The organism is uncultured Dokdonia sp., from assembly GCF_947492815.1.
Taxonomy (GTDB): domain Bacteria; phylum Bacteroidota; class Bacteroidia; order Flavobacteriales; family Flavobacteriaceae; genus Dokdonia.
In genome coordinates this window covers 63,770-82,986 of sequence record NZ_CANLOB010000011.1, presented here as the reverse complement: position 1 = coordinate 82,986, position 19,217 = coordinate 63,770, and the positions used below count along the sequence as shown (strand labels likewise).

General features: G+C 33.5%; 23 protein-coding genes. 16 read left to right on the top strand and 7 right to left on the bottom strand.

All coding sequences use genetic code 11. The features are described from left to right. The gene (locus tag Q1A01_RS12130) at positions 1–396 is read right to left on the bottom strand and encodes a TerB family tellurite resistance protein (RefSeq protein WP_299680950.1); all 396 of its coding nucleotides are present in this window, start codon (positions 394–396) and stop codon (positions 1–3) included. 114 nt (positions 397–510) lie between these two features. After that, positions 511–705, bottom strand: a complete 195-nt coding sequence (locus tag Q1A01_RS12125) for a hypothetical protein (protein ID WP_299680948.1) — start codon at positions 703–705, stop codon at positions 511–513. Between the two features lie 266 nt (positions 706–971). Here Q1A01_RS12125 and Q1A01_RS12120 point away from each other — a divergent pair, with 266 nt between their 5' ends. Next, a complete protein-coding gene (locus Q1A01_RS12120; protein ID WP_299680945.1) occupies positions 972–1,544 on the top strand; it encodes a sulfotransferase family 2 domain-containing protein in 573 nt (190 codons plus the stop codon). A 241-nt stretch (positions 1,545–1,785) separates the two neighbouring features. Here the strand turns inward: Q1A01_RS12120 and Q1A01_RS12115 are convergent, their stop codons facing one another. Further along, complete coding sequence (locus Q1A01_RS12115) at positions 1,786–3,021, bottom strand: FtsX-like permease family protein (RefSeq protein ID WP_299681067.1); 1,236 nt, start codon at positions 3,019–3,021, stop codon at positions 1,786–1,788. A 46-nt stretch (positions 3,022–3,067) separates the two neighbouring features. On the opposite strand from Q1A01_RS12115, the gene Q1A01_RS12110 reads away from it, so the two are divergent. From Q1A01_RS12110 to Q1A01_RS12080, 7 genes are all read left to right on the top strand, one after another. Next, positions 3,068–4,363, top strand: coding sequence for a DUF1343 domain-containing protein (locus Q1A01_RS12110; RefSeq protein WP_299680942.1), 1,296 nt, complete (start codon positions 3,068–3,070; stop codon positions 4,361–4,363). Between the two features lie 17 nt (positions 4,364–4,380). Then, entirely contained in the window at positions 4,381–5,400 is a 1,020-nt protein-coding gene (locus Q1A01_RS12105) for a tetratricopeptide repeat protein (RefSeq protein ID WP_299680939.1), read from the top strand. A 58-nt stretch (positions 5,401–5,458) separates the two neighbouring features. After that, the gene (locus Q1A01_RS12100) at positions 5,459–6,874 is read left to right on the top strand and encodes a S41 family peptidase (protein ID WP_299680936.1); all 1,416 of its coding nucleotides are present in this window, start codon (positions 5,459–5,461) and stop codon (positions 6,872–6,874) included. Between the two features lie 115 nt (positions 6,875–6,989). Then, positions 6,990–7,325: a hypothetical protein gene (locus tag Q1A01_RS12095; protein WP_299680933.1), complete on the top strand. Its 336-nt coding sequence runs from the start codon at positions 6,990–6,992 to the stop codon at positions 7,323–7,325. A gap of 27 nt (positions 7,326–7,352) precedes the next feature. After that, positions 7,353–7,685, top strand: coding sequence for a hypothetical protein (locus Q1A01_RS12090; RefSeq protein ID WP_299680930.1), 333 nt, complete (start codon positions 7,353–7,355; stop codon positions 7,683–7,685). 36 nt (positions 7,686–7,721) lie between these two features. After that, entirely contained in the window at positions 7,722–8,054 is a 333-nt protein-coding gene (locus Q1A01_RS12085; RefSeq protein ID WP_299680927.1) for a hypothetical protein, read from the top strand. Then, on the top strand, positions 8,044–8,739 hold the full coding sequence (locus tag Q1A01_RS12080) for a TauD/TfdA family dioxygenase (RefSeq protein ID WP_299680923.1): 696 nt from the start codon (positions 8,044–8,046) through the stop codon (positions 8,737–8,739). The genes Q1A01_RS12085 and Q1A01_RS12080 overlap by 11 nt, the downstream gene beginning before the upstream one ends. A gap of 137 nt (positions 8,740–8,876) precedes the next feature. Here Q1A01_RS12080 and Q1A01_RS12075 read toward each other — a convergent pair whose 3' ends face one another. Beyond that, complete coding sequence (locus Q1A01_RS12075; protein ID WP_299680920.1) at positions 8,877–9,971, bottom strand: DUF5074 domain-containing protein; 1,095 nt, start codon at positions 9,969–9,971, stop codon at positions 8,877–8,879. 304 nt (positions 9,972–10,275) lie between these two features. On the opposite strand from Q1A01_RS12075, the gene Q1A01_RS12070 reads away from it, so the two are divergent. From Q1A01_RS12070 to Q1A01_RS12035, 8 genes are all read left to right on the top strand, one after another. Next, the gene (locus Q1A01_RS12070; RefSeq protein ID WP_299680917.1) at positions 10,276–11,472 is read left to right on the top strand and encodes an ABC transporter substrate-binding protein; all 1,197 of its coding nucleotides are present in this window, start codon (positions 10,276–10,278) and stop codon (positions 11,470–11,472) included. Next, the gene (locus Q1A01_RS12065) at positions 11,462–12,490 is read left to right on the top strand and encodes an iron ABC transporter permease (protein ID WP_299680914.1); all 1,029 of its coding nucleotides are present in this window, start codon (positions 11,462–11,464) and stop codon (positions 12,488–12,490) included. The genes Q1A01_RS12070 and Q1A01_RS12065 overlap by 11 nt, the downstream gene beginning before the upstream one ends. Positions 12,491–12,588: 98 nt before the next feature. After that, a complete protein-coding gene (locus Q1A01_RS12060; protein ID WP_299680911.1) occupies positions 12,589–13,143 on the top strand; it encodes a hypothetical protein in 555 nt (184 codons plus the stop codon). Positions 13,144–13,154: 11 nt separating this feature from the next. Then, positions 13,155–13,943 (top strand): ABC transporter ATP-binding protein, encoded by a 789-nt coding sequence (locus Q1A01_RS12055; RefSeq protein WP_299680908.1) that lies wholly within the window; start codon positions 13,155–13,157, stop codon positions 13,941–13,943. 425 nt (positions 13,944–14,368) lie between these two features. Next, a complete protein-coding gene (locus tag Q1A01_RS12050; protein ID WP_299680904.1) occupies positions 14,369–14,929 on the top strand; it encodes a hypothetical protein in 561 nt (186 codons plus the stop codon). 201 nt (positions 14,930–15,130) lie between these two features. Continuing rightward, entirely contained in the window at positions 15,131–15,691 is a 561-nt protein-coding gene (locus tag Q1A01_RS12045) for a hypothetical protein (protein WP_299680901.1), read from the top strand. 41 nt (positions 15,692–15,732) lie between these two features. Next, positions 15,733–16,224 carry a hypothetical protein gene (locus tag Q1A01_RS12040; RefSeq protein WP_299680898.1) on the top strand — a complete coding sequence of 164 codons (492 nt, stop codon included), beginning with the start codon at positions 15,733–15,735 and terminating at the stop codon, positions 16,222–16,224. Positions 16,225–16,289: 65 nt separating this feature from the next. Beyond that, the gene (locus Q1A01_RS12035; protein WP_299680895.1) at positions 16,290–16,874 is read left to right on the top strand and encodes a class I SAM-dependent methyltransferase; all 585 of its coding nucleotides are present in this window, start codon (positions 16,290–16,292) and stop codon (positions 16,872–16,874) included. 312 nt (positions 16,875–17,186) lie between these two features. Here the strand turns inward: Q1A01_RS12035 and Q1A01_RS23905 are convergent, their stop codons facing one another. Genes Q1A01_RS23905 through Q1A01_RS12025 form a run of 3 tightly spaced genes read right to left on the bottom strand, consistent with a single transcriptional unit; the run spans position 17,187 to position 19,215 of the window. Next, a complete protein-coding gene (locus Q1A01_RS23905) occupies positions 17,187–17,393 on the bottom strand; it encodes a DCC1-like thiol-disulfide oxidoreductase family protein (RefSeq protein WP_366520096.1) in 207 nt (68 codons plus the stop codon). 10 nt (positions 17,394–17,403) lie between these two features. Beyond that, complete coding sequence (locus Q1A01_RS12030) at positions 17,404–18,378, bottom strand: serine hydrolase (protein WP_299680890.1); 975 nt, start codon at positions 18,376–18,378, stop codon at positions 17,404–17,406. A gap of 3 nt (positions 18,379–18,381) precedes the next feature. Beyond that, positions 18,382–19,215 carry a hypothetical protein gene (locus Q1A01_RS12025; protein WP_299680887.1) on the bottom strand — a complete coding sequence of 278 codons (834 nt, stop codon included), beginning with the start codon at positions 19,213–19,215 and terminating at the stop codon, positions 18,382–18,384. Positions 19,216–19,217: the final 2 nt, after the last annotated feature.

Here is a 19,217-nt window from a genome sequence, read left to right as displayed (position 1 = left end):
CTAGTTATAGAAACGTTTAAAAATTTGAACCAAACGATCTGAAGGAATCATATTGTTTTCATGATCTTCCATTTCGTTTAAAACTTGCTCTATAGCTTCTGGACGAATTCCTAGTTTTAAACCATAATTACGTAACGCATCCATCTCAGCAAAATGAGTTTCTTGGTCTACATTCATGAGTAAGAGCAGTCTATGAAACTGTGTAATACGCTGTAACTCGGTCGTAAGTACATTCACTTTTAAAGGATTGGCATGTATTTCATCTACCTCTCCTTTAGAAAGACCTAAACGTTCTGCAACGGCAAGGATAAAATCGTATTCTCGTTCATGCAAAACATTATCTGCTTTTGCTAATGCAATCATATCGGAAATGATCTGTTTTTTTTCTGTACTCAAAGCTCCTAATTTTTGCGGTACAATATAGGGGTTATTCTGTTTTTATGAAAGTGAGTACAGTATCAAAAAAACAATAGCAAAAAAGGATATACTTTTTTGCTATTGTAAATAGATTTAACAAGTATGTGCCATACTACAATCAATTTCCATTCCGTCGCAGTAACAAGTTACACCCTCTCCTGGTCGTCCCCAGTTACCACTAACCTCAATCATAATTTCATCATCTTCATAGACAACATAACCCCCTTGAATTGACTTTTGCTCTTTAGCACTTAGTACTATTCCTAAATCTGAAATGTTTCTTAACATAATTATATGGTTTAAATCTTTCCTACTCTATTATTAATAGGCTTTTCGGATATCGCCTTCACTACGTAGTTTATCTTATCTCTAAGAGTTACATTTTATATTTTGTTACCCTATTCATCAAAAAAACAACACATTATGATTAAGCAACAATCTATATCTTTACGTATATAAACTTGTATCGACTGTTGATTTTATCATTTCTCTTTGTATGCTACTTCTTCTAAGAGAAGGAGTTTCTTTGAGGTAAAACAAGGATTCATCATACCATGATTATTATAAAAAAGAAAAAAACCATTTTTATTCATATACACAGAACAGGTGGTTCTAGTATGATTTCGCTTTTAAAAAAGGCACTACCCAACCAAGTAGACATTATTGCACAACACGGTAATGCATCTACCATGGAAGGCAAATTACTCCAAAAGTATCCAGACTATTTTATATTCAGCATGGTGCGTAATCCCTGGGATAGAATCCTTTCTTGGTATTCATTAGTGCATAAATTTGATGTGCAAGATATCGCAACAGAACGTTTACGGTTTGAAGAATATATGATAAGTATTGCACAAGACGATGGTAATGATTCCTTTCTCTTTAACCAATTAGATTATTTTGAAAATGCCATACATACTATTCAAGATATTACTATTTATAGATACGAACATTATGAAAACGAAGTTCAAAAAATAGCAAAACAACTTGATATTCATATACAAGAGATTCCAAGAGTGAATAACACAAAGGCAAAAAAATATAGCGATTACTACACAGAAAAAAGCAAAGCATTAGTCGCTGAAAAATGTGCTAGAGACATTGACTATTTTGGATATTCATTTTAAAAGTCCTCATTATTTAAACAAACTCGCCGCAACGCCATTCAAGGAAGGAATATTCATACGGGAAACACAAAAAATATAACAATTTCCTCTCTAGAAAATAAGGGAGTAAGGGATGTGTACTGCTGATGTATAAATTATCTTTAATCAACTATTTTTCTACTTCTTACTTCAACAAGTTCAGGATAATATTTCGCAAATCTGCATACTGGTAGACAGAAACGAAGCATAAACATCAAAGTCCCTACTCAAATCGAATAGACTTCACCGGACTAATTTTTGTAATGATAATTGAAGGTATCAAGAGCATTAAAAGACATAATACAAACACGCTCAAATTCAATAAAAGGATATGTCCAAAATTAATATACACAGGAGCAACGCGTACATAATACGTCTCTGGATCTAGTTGTATAATCCCAAAATATTTCTGTGCATAAATGAGACCAAGACCAATAAGATTCCCCCAAAAGAGTCCCATTCCTATCAAGTACATTGCATTATAAATGAATACTTTGCGTACGCTATAATCAGAACTCCCTAAAGCTTTTAAAATCCCTACCATACGCGTGCGTTCTAGAATTAATACTAGTAGCGCTACAATCATATTAATACCTGCTACAATGATCATAATAGAAATGATAAGCGCAATATTAAAATCAAATAACTTTACCCACTCAAAGATGTTTCGGTTACGTTCTATCACAGTCATAGAGCGTAAAAAAGATCCTGTATTGCGATATACTTCATTATTGATATCCTGCACATCATCAAAATCATCCACAAAAACCTCAAAAGCTCCTACCTCATCTCCTTTCCATTTATTAATACGTTGAATATGTCGTATATCAGTCATGAGATATACTTTATCAAACTCTTGATAAGCGCTTTCATAAATCCCTACAATATCCAATCGCAAGGGTTTAGGTCTTTCTGAGTTATTATCTACAAAATAAATAATCACTTTATCACCCAGTTTAAAACCAAGCCTATTAGCAAGATATTTACTAATGAGCATTTCGGTATTGAGTTTCTCTTCCGTAAATACTGGAAAGCGTCCTTCTATCAGATAATCATCAATACGACTCCAATCATAATCACCGCCTAATCCTTTTACAAGTACGCCTTCAAAATCGGTAGCAGTACGTATAATTCCTGCGCGTGTTGCCACCACTTGTATATGTGTGACTTCTGGTACCGCATTAAAATTTGGATAAAAATCTTGTTGTATAGATACAGGATTTACCGTTTCTTGACTATTATTACCATCAAAATTGGACACCAAAATATCTCCATTAAAAGCAGATACCTTATCTCGGATCTTTTTTTGTAATCCTAATCCGGTAGCAATCGCAATAAGCATCGTGATCATTCCGATCACAATTGCAATGATGGCAATTTTTATAATCGTAGTAGAAGCACTACTTTTATACGATGTTGCCCCATTTAATCGTTTTGCTATAAAATACTCCAGATTCAAAATGCAGATTCTTTTGCTCAAAAATACCTTTTTTTTAACGCTCTTTATGTTATTTTCTTGTGGAAATACGCAAAATACAACGTCAGAAACACGAAATACGAATCATAATGACGCTTCTTCTATTTCTAAAGATGCTAATTACGCTTTCGCGAAAGCGGACTCAGCCACACTACATACAACAAACGAAATAGAAAAAACAAACGAGACTATCTCTCAAGAGCAGCCTATAATTGTTGGTGCCAATAGAACGAAGGAATATCTCCCATTACTACAAAATAAAAAAGTAGGAGTCGTGACCAATCAAAGCGGTCTCATCTTTAAAACACCAAATCACAATAAAGAACAAAGTACGCATCTAGTAGATTCTTTATTACAACATGGTATCACCATTAAGCGTGTGTACTCTCCAGAACACGGATTTAGAGGAACCGCAGATGCTGGTGAAAATGTAAAAGATGGAAAAGATGCTAATACAGGGTTACCTATTATTTCACTGCACGGAAAAAATAAAAAACCTACGCAAGAACAATTGGAAGGGATTGATGTAATGTTATTTGACATTCAGGATGTAGGAGTTCGTTTTTACACCTATATTTCTACACTTACATATGTAATGGAGGCTGCAGCTGAAAAAGGAATTCCTGTCATAATTTTAGACAGACCTAATCCAAATGCACATTACATAGATGGGCCTACACTAGAACCTGCGCATAGTAGTTTTTTAGGAATGCATCCTATTCCATTAGTATACGGAATGACCATTGGAGAGTATGCCAAAATGGTGAATGGAGAGCGCTGGCTCAAAGATGGTATACAGTGCGATATAACGATCATTCCTTTACAAAATTGGGATTATCAAACACCGTATTCTTTACCAACGCGTCCTTCGCCTAATTTACCAAATGATCAGAGTATTAACCTTTATCCAAGTCTCGGCTTTTTTGAAGGAACAACAATTAATGCAGGTCGCGGTACAGAAATGCAATTTCAAATCTTTGGTTCTCCTAAGTTTCCTTCCGAGTACTTTCCGTTTACGTATACTCCACAATCTAATTTTGGTGCTAAAAACCCCAAAGAAAAAGGAAATCTATGCCACGGAATGGATTTACGTGACCAAGAATATCTCGCTCGTGTCAATTTAGAATGGCTCGTCGAAGCATATACAGCGCATAGTGATAAAGAAAACTTCTTTAAAACAAAGAGTTTTACCTTGCATGCTGGTTCTGAAAAATTACAAGCTCAAATTATACGTGGATATACATTTAAAGAAATTAAAAAAGGATGGTATGCAGATTTAGATCGTTTTAAAGAAACTCGAAAAAAATATCTCATTTATCAATAATACTAGAAACAAAAACTATGAAAATATACATCCCTATATTCTTTATCATACTTTTTTCTACTTCAAGTATCGCTCAGGAGTTTGAAATACCTATAGAAGTTCTGATTACACAGGGATATGAATCGTACCAAGAGGGAGATTTTGAAACGGCTATAGCTGCTTATAAAAATGTACTTAAAGTAGATCCAACGTCAACACTTGCAAATGATCAAATTGCATTATGTTATTTTAAATTGGGCGATTATGATCATGCTATTTTATATAGCGAACAGGTGATTCAAAATAACAACAATCCAAAATATGTACTTTCGTCTTATCTAACCAAAGGATCAAGTTTAGATATTATTGGAGAGACAGATGCTTCTATAGATTTGTTTAAAGAAGGTATTGAGCGGTTTCCTGAAAACAATGATTTGCACTATAATCTTGCCATTAATTATTTTAAAATTAACGATGATTTAAATGCAGAACATCATGCAATGCAAAGTGCATTATTAGATACCGGATATGAGACACCTCATTTGTTATTAGCACATATTAATAATCAACAAAAAGAGAAAATACCCACCTTATTAGCTTCTTATTATTTTTTATTAGCACAACCACATACAAAAAAATCGGTAGAAGCGTTAGATATGGTATATGCTAATTTTAGTAAGGGTACTCCTGAAGACGCTACTAAAGAAGGAAAGCATATAGGGACCTCGTTAAACTCGAATGTCGAATTTGAATCTGCTGAGTTATTACTTTCGATGGTAGAAGCTTCTAAAAATATAGCTAAAAACAAAAATAAATCTGAAGATGAATTATTTACAGAAAATACCACATCGTTCTTCACAATTTTAGGAGAAACGACCAAAGAAGAGGATGATTTATGGAAAGGTTTTTATATTCCGTTCTTCTATAAATTAGCTAAAAGTGAGCATATGGAAACTTTTTGTCATTATATCCAACAAAGTAAAAATGAAAATTCTGTTGTATGGCTTAAAGAAAATGAACAAAAAATAAATGCTATGTTTACATGGCTTAATAGTTGATACATAAAACAAGGGATAACTGCTATGAACATCCCATCTACAATAATATAATACGCGTATGAAAAAGATTAAAATTTTACTGCTAGTTGCTATTGTATCACTCACTATGGTACAGTGCTCTGATGATCTAGATGATGTAATCAGACCAGCGAGTAACTTAGAAATTTCACAATTTATTTACAGAGGGCTTAACTTCTGGTCATTGTATAAAGAAGATGTTCCTGATTTAGCAAATGATCGTTTTGCAAGTGATGCAGAGCGCGACGCATTTTTAGAACAGTTTGAATCACCAGAAGCTACTTTTGATGGTCTTCTATCGCCTAATGATCGTTTTAGTATCATTAGAGATGATTTTATCGAACTAGAAAATGCATTAAGTGGCATACGCCGTTCTACAGGAATGCGTTTTGCATTATTTAATGATCCTTCAGGCAATGGGAATGTATTTGGTCTTGTACGCTTTGTCATTAATAATAGTCCTGCACAAGATGCAGGTGTACAAAGAGGTATGATTTTTACAGGTATAGATGGGGTACAACTTACTAGCAATTCTGACTTAGGTGCCATTTTTGCACAAGATGCTTATACCATTAACCTAGCTGACTATGATGCCGATACAGAAGTATTTACGTTAAATGGTACGGATATTACATTAAATCAAGTAGAACTTACCATTAACCCAGTACATACTGCAAGAACTCTCTCTGTAGATGGGGAGCAGATAGGCTATCTACATTATACAGGGTTTACGAATGAATTTGACGATCAGCTTAATAATGCTTTTGCTCAATTTCAAGCAGATGGCATCACCGATTTAATTCTAGATTTACGTTATAATGGAGGAGGTTCTATAGAAACAGCTAATGATTTAAGTAGCATGATTACAGGTCAGTTTAATGGAGAGTTATTTATTAGACAAACCTATAATGAAGATCGTAATCCTGAGAATCAGTTTGATCGTTTGTTTAATGCTACTATTGGAAGTGGAAATGACGGCGCATCTATTAATAGTCTTAATTTAACCAGAGTCTACGTAATTACAACAGGAAATACAGCTTCTGCGAGTGAACTGATCTTAAGTGGTCTTGATCCGTATATTGAAGTGATTCAAGTAGGAACCACTACTTCAGGGAAATTTGAAGGGTCATTCTTATTATATGATTCTCCTAACTTCAGAAGAACAGATGATATCAATCCAAATCATCGTTATGTAATGTTACCTCTCGTATTACGCTCTGTAAACGCCAATGGTCTCACCGATTACTTTGATGGATTTACACCCGATATTCAGATTGCAGAAGACTTTTCTAATTTAGGTCAATTAGGCGTACAAGGAGAACCCTTATTAGATGCAGTAATTGATGAAATATTATTAGGAAGAAGACCTTCTAGCGATGTACTCACTCGAGATACACCTTCATTATTTGAAAGTGATCAGAATGACATTTTATATCAACGCATGATAAATGAATAATTTTTATAGTACGCTTTCGCGAAAGCGTACTTAGAAGTAACAACATAATTTTATAAAAGTATGTTTTATGTTGATCGTAAAGCATACTTTTATTTTTTATAACTATCTACTAAAAATGAACATACAATACTTCACAGATCGTGATGAAGAAACTAGAAAACCGATATTTAAATATATCGATGTTCAAATTCTAGAAAATGCGACTATTAAGGAGCTCTTTCTTAAGATTCATGAAATGGAAGGTATCCCTATGTATAAAAAAGTTACTTGGAATGAAAACACAGAAAAAATAGCGTGTGAATACCTTATTTTTATTGACGAAGAATCTGGACCTCATTTCGCTTATTTATTTGATGAAGACCTAGAAAAAAAGATTTCAGAATTCCCTAAAGATGGCCCTAATGGAGAATTAAGTGTATTTATTGAAACAAACGTAGTACGTGTTAATTAATAGTTATAAAACATCAAGTAATAGATCATGCATATACAGTACACTCTAGAGTACAATGATGAAAAAGAAACATTTTTATATAAAAAAATAAATGTAGAAATTTCAGAAAATGCTACTATAAAAGAACTCTTTGATAAGATTCATGAGATGGAGAACATCCCTACATATAAAGAAGTCACATGGAATGGGAATACAGAAAAAATAACATGTTCCTATCATGTATTAGTAGCATCTAATTCATTAAAGTTTCAATTTTTATACGGTGAAGATTTTCAAAAAAAGATCAGCGAATTTCCTAAATATGGACCAAATGGTGAGCTAAGTGTATATATAGAGAATGAAACAGGGATTGCTAATTGAAAAACTTAAAAAATAACGCGTCCTAAATCATTACATATGAACATCCAATATGCTATAGGAGAACCCGATAACCAAAACGGTCTTATATATAAACAAATAGCTATCGACATTTCTGATAAGAACACTATAGGTGATTTTATATCAAAACTTCATGAAATCATAGGTCTTCCAATGTATCGAGAAGTAACATGGGGAGAAAACACCACAAAAGTATCTTGTGTATATTATATCCAGAAAAAACTTGGGGAACTCTCATTTATTGTGTTAGATAAAAGTAGGATGAACACTAAAGTTAGTAAGTTTCCTAAAAGTGGTCCAAATGGAGAATTAACTATAATAATTAATAATAGTACAGGTATTGTTAACTAAATTAAAATATACAGAAGAACTCAATGTTCAAGAAGTATATCATCAATTACAACTTGGAGAACAGCCTATTCTTATCAAGAACTTTCCTTTAGATGATTTGTATCTTGAAAATTTCGTTTTACAATTAGGGGAACCAGTAATAGAAGCTAGGAATATCAGAGGAAAAAGTGTTTTTAATGTCGAAGTTTCTAAACAAAATAATTTCTTCCGATCGATTGCAAACTCAAATATAGAATTCCCATTACATACAGATTGTGCAGATTTTAAAGAAATTCCAAATTGTATTGCGTTGTTATGTGTGCAACCAGCTACGGAGACTCAAGGAACGAGTCGTTTTACTTCATTATCGGCTATTTTAGAAAAGCTTAGTCCTATTGAAATAAAACTATTAACCCAAAAACAATGGCTATTTAGAAACAAGCAACGTCCTATCTTACAACAAGAAGAGATAAGCTATAGCATTTGTTACGATAGAATTACTATGGAGACTTTCGCTGAAGTTTCCAAAGAAGACATCAACCTTTTACATAAACTTGACGCGCTCTTTAATAATGTTTCTTTTACCCTATTTTTAGAACAAAGTGATTTAATTTTATTTAGAAACGATCTCCTACTCCATGGTAGAAGTGGCTTTGATCTCGATTCTAGAAGATTACTCAAAAGAGTTCGATTGTATCTGAAATAATGTTTTATACGCTCCTGCCTACCGGCTGGCAGGTTCGCAAAAAGCCGTACAGAGAGTCTATCATAATAGTGATTAAAAGACAAAACGCGAGTATACAATAGGATGCACACTCGCGTTTTTATGTAATAAAAAATGATTTATGGATTGATATACACATGATTAGGAACAATGCCTACATTTAAAGTGGTTGTGAGTGTATTGTCTTGTAAATTATATACTTGAATTTCTCCATTAGTCATCCCATCTCCTATATCAGTTCCTAGTAAAGTAGCACCATTATTAACGACCATCATAGTAGAAAAATCAACGCCAGAAATTTCTGATGCACTTGGGATTTGAAAATTAGATGCTGATGATTTAAAGACCGCTCCATCTAAAAAGTAATAAAGCTCATCTCCTACAATATTTAAGTAATTAGGATGATCTTCCATCCCAAAAAGAAACGTCGTTATTACCTGATTACTCGCGGTGTTTATAACCGAAAGTGTTCCTGCTGTTTCATTACCTGTAGACGCAGGACTTCCACCTCCTAATACCCATAAACTTCCATTATCATCTATTTGTAATGAGTTTGGAACTTCACCTACAGGAATGGTACTTGTCACTACATCTGCAACAGGATCTATAACTGTTACTGTATTATTGACACTTATGCCTCCTTGATTTGCTACATAGATATTAAAACGATTAAACAATAGCTCTTCAGGTCCTTCACCTACAGGTATGGTTCCTGTAACTTCATTTGTTGTTAGATCAATAATCGCGATAAAATCGTCGGTTGCAACAGAGGGATCTCCCCAATTTGAGACATATCCTTTTCCATTGGCTTCTAGAAAATATCGTGGATTTTCAAGTCCCGTTTCTATACGTGCGACTTCTTCAAAGGTAAATCTATTTACCACTGTAATTCGGTTTGTTTCATTTGTAATGATATAGGCTAAGTCTCCAAAGAATCCCATAGATTGAACAGTAGGTCCTAAATTACTCCCATTTACATCCTGATAAATAGCTGATGTTACCGTTGTGAGCGTTGCATCAACAAAATCAACACTTCCAAATCCTGTGGTAGGAATCCCTTGATTGGTTATTAAAAAACCATTCTCAAAAGGAAGCATCATTTCTTCTGGATCTGGATCTGGGTCATCTGCTACTGTAGCAACATCGTCGTCACTACAGGAATAAAAAAATAGTGTGCCCGCAAATGCTATTAATAAAAACTTGTAGAATTTCATAGGTAATTAAAATTTAGAGTCTATATATATGATACGTTTATACCTCCTATATGGACTTGTTGTTTTGTAGTTTTAATCGTTTTTTTACTTTATATGATATAAAACGTTTGTGATAGTTCAAAAGTATATTTTCTTTTGGTATATAGATACTCTTTTTATAATCTTATGTCATTATAGATCTACAACAGTATACCATTTCGCGAAAGCGTATATCTCAATATCATAAAACACACAAGATATGGTTTTATCTACCTTCCCTTTCTTTATGCTTCCCTCTTTCTTTTTTAAATAGTACTTTTGAATTATGAGAATATACCGTTCATCTCTTTTTCTAAGTATACTGTTATGTATTTGTCTTATTTCTTGTAAAGAAGAAATCAAAGAAACTAACGAAGTCCATACGAAAGTAGCTACGGAATCATCCTTTACAGTAGACTATGCTAAAGGATTCACACTTACAGAATTTCCAGAATACACCCTATTAGAGGTCTCTGGTGCATTTCCAGAAAGTAAAGACACCTATAGATATGCACTTGTAAAGGAAACTCCAAACATATCTAAAAGAGGCGGTATACAATCCCTTACACAAGCGTTAGAAAACAATACCATAAACGCTATCATTAAAGTACCACTAGCATCGGTTGTGGTTACTTCTACAACTCATATTCCTTCGTTAGAAATGCTAGGGGTAGATCATACATTAACTGGGTTTCCTAATCTAGATTATATCTCTAGTGCGCAAACACGTAAACGCATTGAGGAAGGAGCGATTAAAGAATTAGGTCAAAACGAATCCCTAAATACCGAAGTCGCCATCGACTTAAATCCTGATGCCGTGATTGGTTTTGGAGTAGATGGTCAAAACAATTCCTTAAACTCTCTAGAAAGAGCAGGTATCCCTGTATTATACAATGGAGATTGGGTAGAAAAAAGTCCGCTAGGAAAAGCAGAATGGATTAAATTTTTCGGAGCACTTTATGGCAAATCACAAGAAGCTGACAGCATTTTTTCGGCTATAGAAACGGCATATTTAGACACTAAAAAACTAACGCAAAACGTAACAAATCGTCCTACAGTATTAAGTGGTGCGATGTATAAAGACATTTGGTATTTACCCCATGGGGAAAGTTGGCCGGCGCAACTTATTGAAGATGCAGGCGGGAATTACCTCTGGAAAGACACCAAAGGAACGGGAAGTATTGCTTTAAATATAGAATCTGTACTTGAAAAAGGACAGGACGCACAATTTTGGGTCGCTCCAGGGCAGTTTGGCAGCTACAGTAAACTCGCAGAAGCCAATAAAGTGTATGCACAATTTGAGGCCTTTAAAAACAAAAAGGCCTATACGTTTACGTCTAAGAAAGGAGCTACAGGAGGTTTGTTGTATTATGAGCTTGCACCTAACCGACCAGATCTAGTATTAAAAGATTTGGTGTATTACTTACATCCTGAGTTGCTACCTAACTACCAACCTTATTTTTACACACCCTTTGAAGACTAGTCGCTCGTATACTATCCCGATTATAGCGTTAGCTATAGCTCTTATTTGTTGCTTTTTTGCTAACATAAGCTTAGGGTCGGTGGCGATTCCTTTTTCTGATGTGTTTGCAAGTTTAGTAGGTGGCGAAGTCACAAAACCTACTTGGGAATTTATTATTCAAGAGTATAGACTTCCCAAAGCCTTAATGGCGATGATTACCGGAAGTGGTCTTGCCATTTCAGGACTTTTAATGCAAACCCTATTTCGAAATCCACTAGCAGGTCCATTTGTTTTAGGAATTAGTAGTGGTGCAAGTTTGGGTGTTGCCTTATTTATTTTGGGAGGCACAGCTTTTGGAATTTCTAGCACCTTCGCTTTTGGAAAATGGGGTCTTATCATTTCGGCAGCTACAGGGAGTTTTTTGGTCTTTTTAATGGTATTAGGCGTTGCTTCTAGAGTACGTGATACGATGGCTTTACTTATTATAGGTTTGATGGTTGGGAGCCTCACTAGTGCTGTTGTAAGCGTACTTTCTTATTTCAGTAAAGCCGAAGAGTTACAACAATATATCTTTTGGTCGTTTGGAAGTTTAGGGGATGTTTCTTGGCAAAGCATTCGGATTCTCTTGTATTGTTTTATTGCTGGAATGCTCTTAACGATAGCGAGTATCAAACCGTTAAATGCTTTATTATTAGGAGATACGTATGCCAAAACATTAGGTGTAAAACATTCAAAAAGTAGAATTATTATCATTATTGCGACGAGTATTTTGGCGGGAAGTATCACCGCTTTTGCAGGTCCTATTGCTTTTATCGGCCTTGCAGTACCGCATCTGATACGTCAAGTGATTTCAACATCAAATCATCGTATCTTGATTCCTGCAGTTATTCTTGGAGGTGCGATTCTGATGCTTATTTGTGATACGATTGCTCAAGTGCCCCTCAGTGAGTATACACTTCCTATTAATGCAGTCACAGCCTTGGTAGGCGCTCCAGTTGTGATTTGGTTATTGGTACGTAAAAAGAAATTATTGTTTTGAATTTTATAAAAATACATATGCAAAAACGAGGTATTATGATCTGCTATATACTATGCATAACATGTATAAGTTGTTTTATATCCCCTAAAAATTATGAGTTGATTTTTAAAGATGAATTTAAATTATCAAAAAGTGTTCCTGAAAATTATACATCAAAAACATCAAAAGTGCATCATTATAACATCGTATTTTCTCCTAAAAATTTAGACACTTATTGGGGAGAACTTACTTTTATGACATATTTTAGTCAAAATCCAGATTTAAAAAGCAATGCATCATGGATTCCTATATCGATAAAAGTATTGGGATATGCAGATCCTGACACCACTGATATTGAAATTTCATTATCATCATATGATGTAACTATAATTAATGGATACCCAACATATACAATAGAATATATATATCAATTATTGCAAGAAGGCGCTACTATCAAATCATATCAAAAAGGAGGTAATACGATAGTTACATCAAGTGGCGGCGCTTCTTCAAAAGGAAAAGCTCAATTTACATTTACAATAAAAGAGGATGCTATTATTTTTGAAGATGTTACTCCTTCTACTTCATTACATAATAATCTATCAAGCATCTATGGAGATATTTTTGAGTATGGAAGTAACTTATATGTAACAAAAACAGCATCTTTTAGATAAAAGTAACGTATATGAATCATTCTAATTTCAATATACTCACCATAGAAAACCTTAGTATTGGATATACTTCCAAAAAAGGAAATGCGGTCATAGCCTCCGATATTGACCTCACCTTACCTAAAGGTCAATTGGTTGGACTTATAGGAATTAATGGTGCTGGAAAATCAACCTTATTACGTACGCTTTCTGGTTTACAAAATCCCCTTTCGGGAAAATGTATACTGGAGCAAACTCCTATTCATAATATTACGCCTGAGTACTTAGCAAGACACCTTAGTGTGGTGCTTACTGGGCAAGCCATATCAAAAAATTTAAGCGTATTAGAGTTGGTAAGTTTAGGAAGACAGCCTTATACGAATTGGTTAGGTACACTTACAGAAGCAGACATACAGGTCATCACCGAAACATTAGAAGCCACAGACACCAATCATTTAAAAGACAAAAAGTGTTACGAACTTAGTGACGGACAGTTACAGCGGGTACTTATTGCGCGTGCATTAGCACAAGATACATCCATCATGATTTTAGATGAACCTATGACTCATCTAGATTTACATCATAAAGCAGCCGTTTTAAAACTCTTAACTGAAATCGCTCATAAGCAACAAAAACTGGTACTTTTCTCTACACATGATATTGAATTAGCGATCACACATTGTGATCAACTCATCGTATTACAAGATAAAAAAGCCATGATGAATACACCTAAACAACTCATACATGAGGGTGTATTTGATACCTTGTTTCCTTCTAAAAATGTGAAGTTTGATAGTAGTTCGGGGAGGTTTTTGATTTCGTGATTTTTCTTTTCTGGTTTGAAGTTTCAAAGTTTCAAGTTGAAAACGAATACAGTCATCTCGACAGTAGGAGAGATCACACAACTAGCTAAGATACTATGTCTAGAAACAAATATTAACACAAAAAGCAAAAGCTCCTCACCTCAACGAGGTTTGTGCTGAACTTACCGAAGTGGGAGGTGGATACATCGAAACATGAGATGTAGACGGAGGGGAGTGATACGCTCAACTAACTCTCATATACCACAAAACATAGGGTACGCACTGTTATGTGATTTCTCATCACTCCTGCCTCTTTCTATCGAAATGACGAATTTCTTTTTTTGTGGAAAACCGTAAAGAAATTTGAGCGATGTTATGTAGATTTATAATCTCATAAAAATCATTCCCTTAAAAATTCTACATTTCAAAAAAAATAATACTATTTAATGAAGTCAACTTTTTTGATCATATTGTTTTTTTTCTCTAATTTTTTATTCTCGCAAACCCTTGAAGAATTAAATAAAATTAAAGATTCATTAAATAATAAAATTAGAGAAATAGAAAAAAAAGCAAATAAAGATATTGATCAAATTCAAGTACATCTAGATTCTATTGACACTAAGATAGGATTCGTAAACCAAAAAATCAATTCGATAGAATCAATAGTCAGCAAAAAGGGGAGTGTTTATATGAACCCAAATAAGTTTAGTGCTGAAATAGCTAAAACTAAGTACAGAGATAAAATTCATATAATATCATATGATGCTACTAGTGCATATTATAGAGTAATTTATAATGATAAAATAGGATATGTTCCATACAAGTCTGTAAAACAAAATAAGACTTTATTTGAGATGAGAAAGTATTCTAAGCAATACAACAATACTTATAAAAGTAATTTTAAAAAATCGTCTAGCAAAAGATATATAAGAGGTCCCAGAGGAGGCTGCTATTATATAAACTCTAATGGAAATAAAACTTATGTTTCTAGAAGTTTATGTAATTAAAAATTATCAAGCAAACCTCAATTTAATAGTATATTTTATTGGTGAATTGTAAGAAAATAGATTTACAGAACTATCGATTACAATAAAATTCTTAAGATTGACCTATATATATCTAACTATCGTAAGTTTATAACTGGCAATTAAAAACAACTTCCATATGTATACATTACCTTTATGCGCTAAAATATACCATCAACATCCATGGAACTCATTAAAATTATCTTCTTTGCATTAGGCACTTTTTTCGGCGTAGAAAATAGCAGGATCATCTCAGAAAAAACCCATGTCAAGATTGATCCTGAAAAACATATTATTACAGTAACACATGAGCATCTATTTACTATGGTTCAAAAAGAAGAAGATAGTATAAGAGTAGCTAATGAATTGTATCGTATTGCAAATCCTGCTGCAGGAGATACGCGTTATGATTGGCGAGAAGAACTAACAACGTATGAGACTAAAACATTGGTCATCTCAACTAGTCCAGAACAAAAACAACTCAATGCGAGTATCAAATTAAAATACAATACGAAAGAGCAGCTAAAAGACTTTGCTATTGAATACGTAACTGAAGAAAACAGCTATGCATTGATTAACATTCCTGAGTGGAATATTGAAACCACAACAGGCGTTCTAAAAGATAATTTCTGGTATTTTAAAGATGAGATATCGTTTAGCCTCTCTCCTGCCGAAAATATGCCTGATGCATATAGAAAATACCAAAAAGGATTGTATGACTATTGGGAGAAAGTGAAGCCTTAATGATAGCAACGTAAGCATACATCGTCCTAGTCAATATCATAATGAAATCAGAAATAAAAAGTAATATCCCTCTAAATAAGAAAAGCTTAGTTGAAAATAATATTATTTTCACTTACAAGCATATGGATGGATTTCATAGGCGTGGGTTAAAAGTAAACCTTGAAGTTGATGCTAATTTTATTTTTCAAATGACTTTAAAATCATTTGAAAACCAACTCGCTACTGGAACAACTTTTGAATTCTTTTTGAAAGGGAATTTACCCACTCAAATTTGGAATAGTATACATTACATTTGTAGCCTTAAGAATTTAAATAAAGTTCTTAAACATGGATACGGAAAGTATATGGAAGATCTTCCTGAGGGTAGTTTCACTTTTAAGTCAAGAAATCAAATTATTCAAACCCAAATTTTAGTAATTGACACAGAAGAGTTCCAGAAAAGAGCTAATCCTGCAGAAAAAGAATTAATTAAACTCAATAAATTAATAACTCTTTGGATAGAAGACTTATATTCAACATTGATAAAAAAATAGTATCTAAAAACTCTTTCTAAATCAATATGCTTTGTCCTCTTTGCGATTCACCACTTAGTACACAAATGGATACACACTTCTATGATTGTGATACGTGTAAAGCGATCGTAAAGCACAAAAAACATCACTTAACTCCTACTGAAGAAAAAGCGCATTATGAATGTCATAACAATGACGTAGAGGATATCGGATATCAAAAGTTTACCATGCCTATTACAAAATATGTCCTTGACAATTTTTTGCCTGAACATATCGGTTTAGATTTTGGAAGTGGTACAGGACCTGTTATTTCGAGCATGTTGGAAAAGAACAACTATAACATAGTCCAATACGATCCGTTCTTTACGCCTAATGAAAAGATATTCGACACAACATATGACTACATTGTAAGCTGCGAAGTATTTGAACACTTTACGAATCCTAAACTAGAAATTGATAGACTTATAAGACTATTAAAGCCTAATGGAATATTACTCATCATGACTTTATTATATAAAAACACGATTGATTTTAAAACGTGGTATTACAAAAACGATCCTACGCATATATTTATGTATAGATCAGAAACCATTGAGTATATTGCCAAAGAAAAGAGGCTTGACATCCTCGAACTCACAGATAGATGTATCGTTTTAAAAAAGATAAGATAAGAGTTTTTTAATACTACTTAATAAGAATATAATATTTTAGTGTGCAATGATACGCTTTACCGCTTCGCTCTCCCAATGGTCGTGAATCTCACAAGTTCGATTTCGCGAAAGCGTATATAGTAAAAGCCAACGATAACACTTTATAATAAAAAATACTGTTGTTCTTCTTTTGTCATAAGTCTACAGCTATTTTTTTTGCCAAATACTAAATGTCTCCGTTTGGCAATACGATCATAACACCAATCTCCAAATGAGCGTGGAGTTATTTGTTTTAAAAAGGAAAATAACGCCAAGGACTATCTAACTCTTTGGCTATATAAAAAAGGCTGCTGCTTTTTCATACACCTTTCCCTCTGAGTAAAAATAGATCGTATCTAAATTACTAGGTAAATTATTTTTTTCTAATAACTCCTTCCCTATAATAGATTGTTGCGATGTAAAATACAAGCTACGTTTGCTGTTCTTTTTAAACAAAAAATCAACCGTGCTGTTACAAAAAGAACAATCACCATCAAACATTACTATTTTTTCAGCATATATTGACATGGGTAACTTGGTGTATTAATTGGTCGACAAAAGCGGGGTTTTTCAACAGTTTTAAATTAAAATCATTACTAGCAAGTTCAATAGCTTGTTTTTGATGTGTCGTTAAGTTATTCAAAAAATATACTAACTGATACTCATTTCCTGAAGCATCACTCATATATAACGCAGCATTAAATACTATAGGGGTATATCCTAATTTCATTCCGCCGGTATATTCTTTATATGTTTTTAATTGACCAAACCAACTCATCACATCTTGCAAGTCTTTAGTCTCTTTTTGTAATGCTTGTAATTGCTTTAGTATATCTACATAGGTATGTACAGAAGCATGTGGTAATAGATCACTCCAACGACACTGCATCTCATAATCAAAATCATTTAATAGATTAAGATCTAAGCCTTCTATACGCTTACCTTCTATCATATATTCAAAAGATTCCTGAGCTATTGTACCTAATGAAACAGGTGTATGAGACATGCCTGCATCTCTTATCGACACCAATACTGAGGTACATATAGGTATTACTGGATTATGATTTGTTATATGGTACTTCTTGAGTTGTTCATTTACAGTTGCAACACCTATAGTAGCTAACAAGTAATCTGTATTAGTATTACAACTATACTCGAGCATTCCTTTTACGACTTCTTTTAGTGCAACGCAGTCCTTCTTAATTTTCTTTTCACTTTTAAGGCGTTCGTACCATTTGAGAAAATTAGGGTCAATCCAATGAATCCAATATCTTTTTAATTGGTTAAAATGTATTTGATCATTTGGATGTATGTTCCCTTTTTTACATTGCGCTACATACGCTAGTAAAATAATAAGCTTATAAATACTTGCCAATGGACGATGGGTATGTTCATGAACACTCAATAACTGTTCATCATTCTTCACAAATAGTAGTGAACAATCCTCTGGGTGTTTTATAATGTGCTCTGCAATACAATTATCCATAAATTAAAATATCCAATATGCTGAAAGTTGCATGCAACAATAAACAATAGCTCCATATGTCGCTAAAAACGCCCATAAAAAAGAATTTAATCCCATCACTAGAGCATTCATCAAATGAAACGCTAATCCCCAGCCAAGGAATACAAGCATTCCAGGATATCCTGTCACTAGTACTAAAGGAAACATCACTTCTACGGCAACTGTAGACCATGTTAAAAATGTAATAGCCGATTGTCTATTTTGTAAATATCCAGCTATAGGTTTACTTCCATAGGTCGAGGTATTAAATATGAGATACACGGCATTAGGATTTTTGGTCCATTTATCTCCTTTTGCTTTAAAGAATCCTGCTGTAAAATAAGACAGTATCGATTGCAAGGCTATAAACCAAATTCCTGCTTGTGCTACGATAGTGTTGTCAGGATTGATATGATACAGAAAAAGAACGATCACTACAATGGTAGACATTTGATCTGAGCCATCTTGCCCGAAAGGACTCCGGTAATTGATCATTAACGATGTCAATACAAGTGCTAGAAAAAGGGGGGCTTGAGAAAATCCCCAAATACCAGGAATGACTAACAAAACAAGAACAAGTACTCTAAAAATAATGACTCCTATAAAATTGGGATATTTTAATAAGAAATGAGCAAGCTTATGGAAGATATTGTTCTCAGAAAAATAGCCCCGTGTTGAAATTACTTTCCAGCTGTACAATCGGTTGTCTTGAAAATTTCTCCAATTATATAATAGTTCTATAGTCGAAATAGAGATTCCTACCAGTACAAAGTATTTCATACATGCATAGATAAACTCCATGTTTAAAAAATTTTCCATGA

Excerpts from the sequence above, each read along its gene's own strand:
- Q1A01_RS12125 (WP_299680948.1), bottom strand. The coding sequence starts at position 705 with ATGTTAAGAAACATTTCAGATTTAGGAATAGTACTAAGTGCTAAAGAG.
- Q1A01_RS12120 (WP_299680945.1), top strand. The coding sequence starts at position 972 with ATGATTATTATAAAAAAGAAAAAAACCATTTTTATTCATATACACAGA.
- Q1A01_RS12110 (WP_299680942.1), top strand. The coding sequence starts at position 3,068 with ATGTTATTTTCTTGTGGAAATACGCAAAATACAACGTCAGAAACACGA.
- Q1A01_RS12105 (WP_299680939.1), top strand. The coding sequence starts at position 4,381 with ATGAAAATATACATCCCTATATTCTTTATCATACTTTTTTCTACTTCA.
- Q1A01_RS12100 (WP_299680936.1), top strand. The coding sequence starts at position 5,459 with ATGAAAAAGATTAAAATTTTACTGCTAGTTGCTATTGTATCACTCACT.
- Q1A01_RS12095 (WP_299680933.1), top strand. The coding sequence starts at position 6,990 with ATGAACATACAATACTTCACAGATCGTGATGAAGAAACTAGAAAACCG.
- Q1A01_RS12090 (WP_299680930.1), top strand. The coding sequence starts at position 7,353 with ATGCATATACAGTACACTCTAGAGTACAATGATGAAAAAGAAACATTT.
- Q1A01_RS12085 (WP_299680927.1), top strand. The coding sequence starts at position 7,722 with ATGAACATCCAATATGCTATAGGAGAACCCGATAACCAAAACGGTCTT.
- Q1A01_RS12075 (WP_299680920.1), bottom strand. The coding sequence starts at position 9,971 with ATGAAATTCTACAAGTTTTTATTAATAGCATTTGCGGGCACACTATTT.
- Q1A01_RS12070 (WP_299680917.1), top strand. The coding sequence starts at position 10,276 with ATGAGAATATACCGTTCATCTCTTTTTCTAAGTATACTGTTATGTATT.
- Q1A01_RS12055 (WP_299680908.1), top strand. The coding sequence starts at position 13,155 with ATGAATCATTCTAATTTCAATATACTCACCATAGAAAACCTTAGTATT.
- Q1A01_RS12050 (WP_299680904.1), top strand. The coding sequence starts at position 14,369 with ATGAAGTCAACTTTTTTGATCATATTGTTTTTTTTCTCTAATTTTTTA.
- Q1A01_RS12045 (WP_299680901.1), top strand. The coding sequence starts at position 15,131 with ATGGAACTCATTAAAATTATCTTCTTTGCATTAGGCACTTTTTTCGGC.
- Q1A01_RS12040 (WP_299680898.1), top strand. The coding sequence starts at position 15,733 with ATGAAATCAGAAATAAAAAGTAATATCCCTCTAAATAAGAAAAGCTTA.
- Q1A01_RS12035 (WP_299680895.1), top strand. The coding sequence starts at position 16,290 with ATGGATACACACTTCTATGATTGTGATACGTGTAAAGCGATCGTAAAG.
- Q1A01_RS23905 (WP_366520096.1), bottom strand. The coding sequence starts at position 17,393 with ATGTTTGATGGTGATTGTTCTTTTTGTAACAGCACGGTTGATTTTTTG.
- Q1A01_RS12030 (WP_299680890.1), bottom strand. The coding sequence starts at position 18,378 with ATGGATAATTGTATTGCAGAGCACATTATAAAACACCCAGAGGATTGT.
- Q1A01_RS12025 (WP_299680887.1), bottom strand. The coding sequence starts at position 19,215 with ATGGAAAATTTTTTAAACATGGAGTTTATCTATGCATGTATGAAATAC.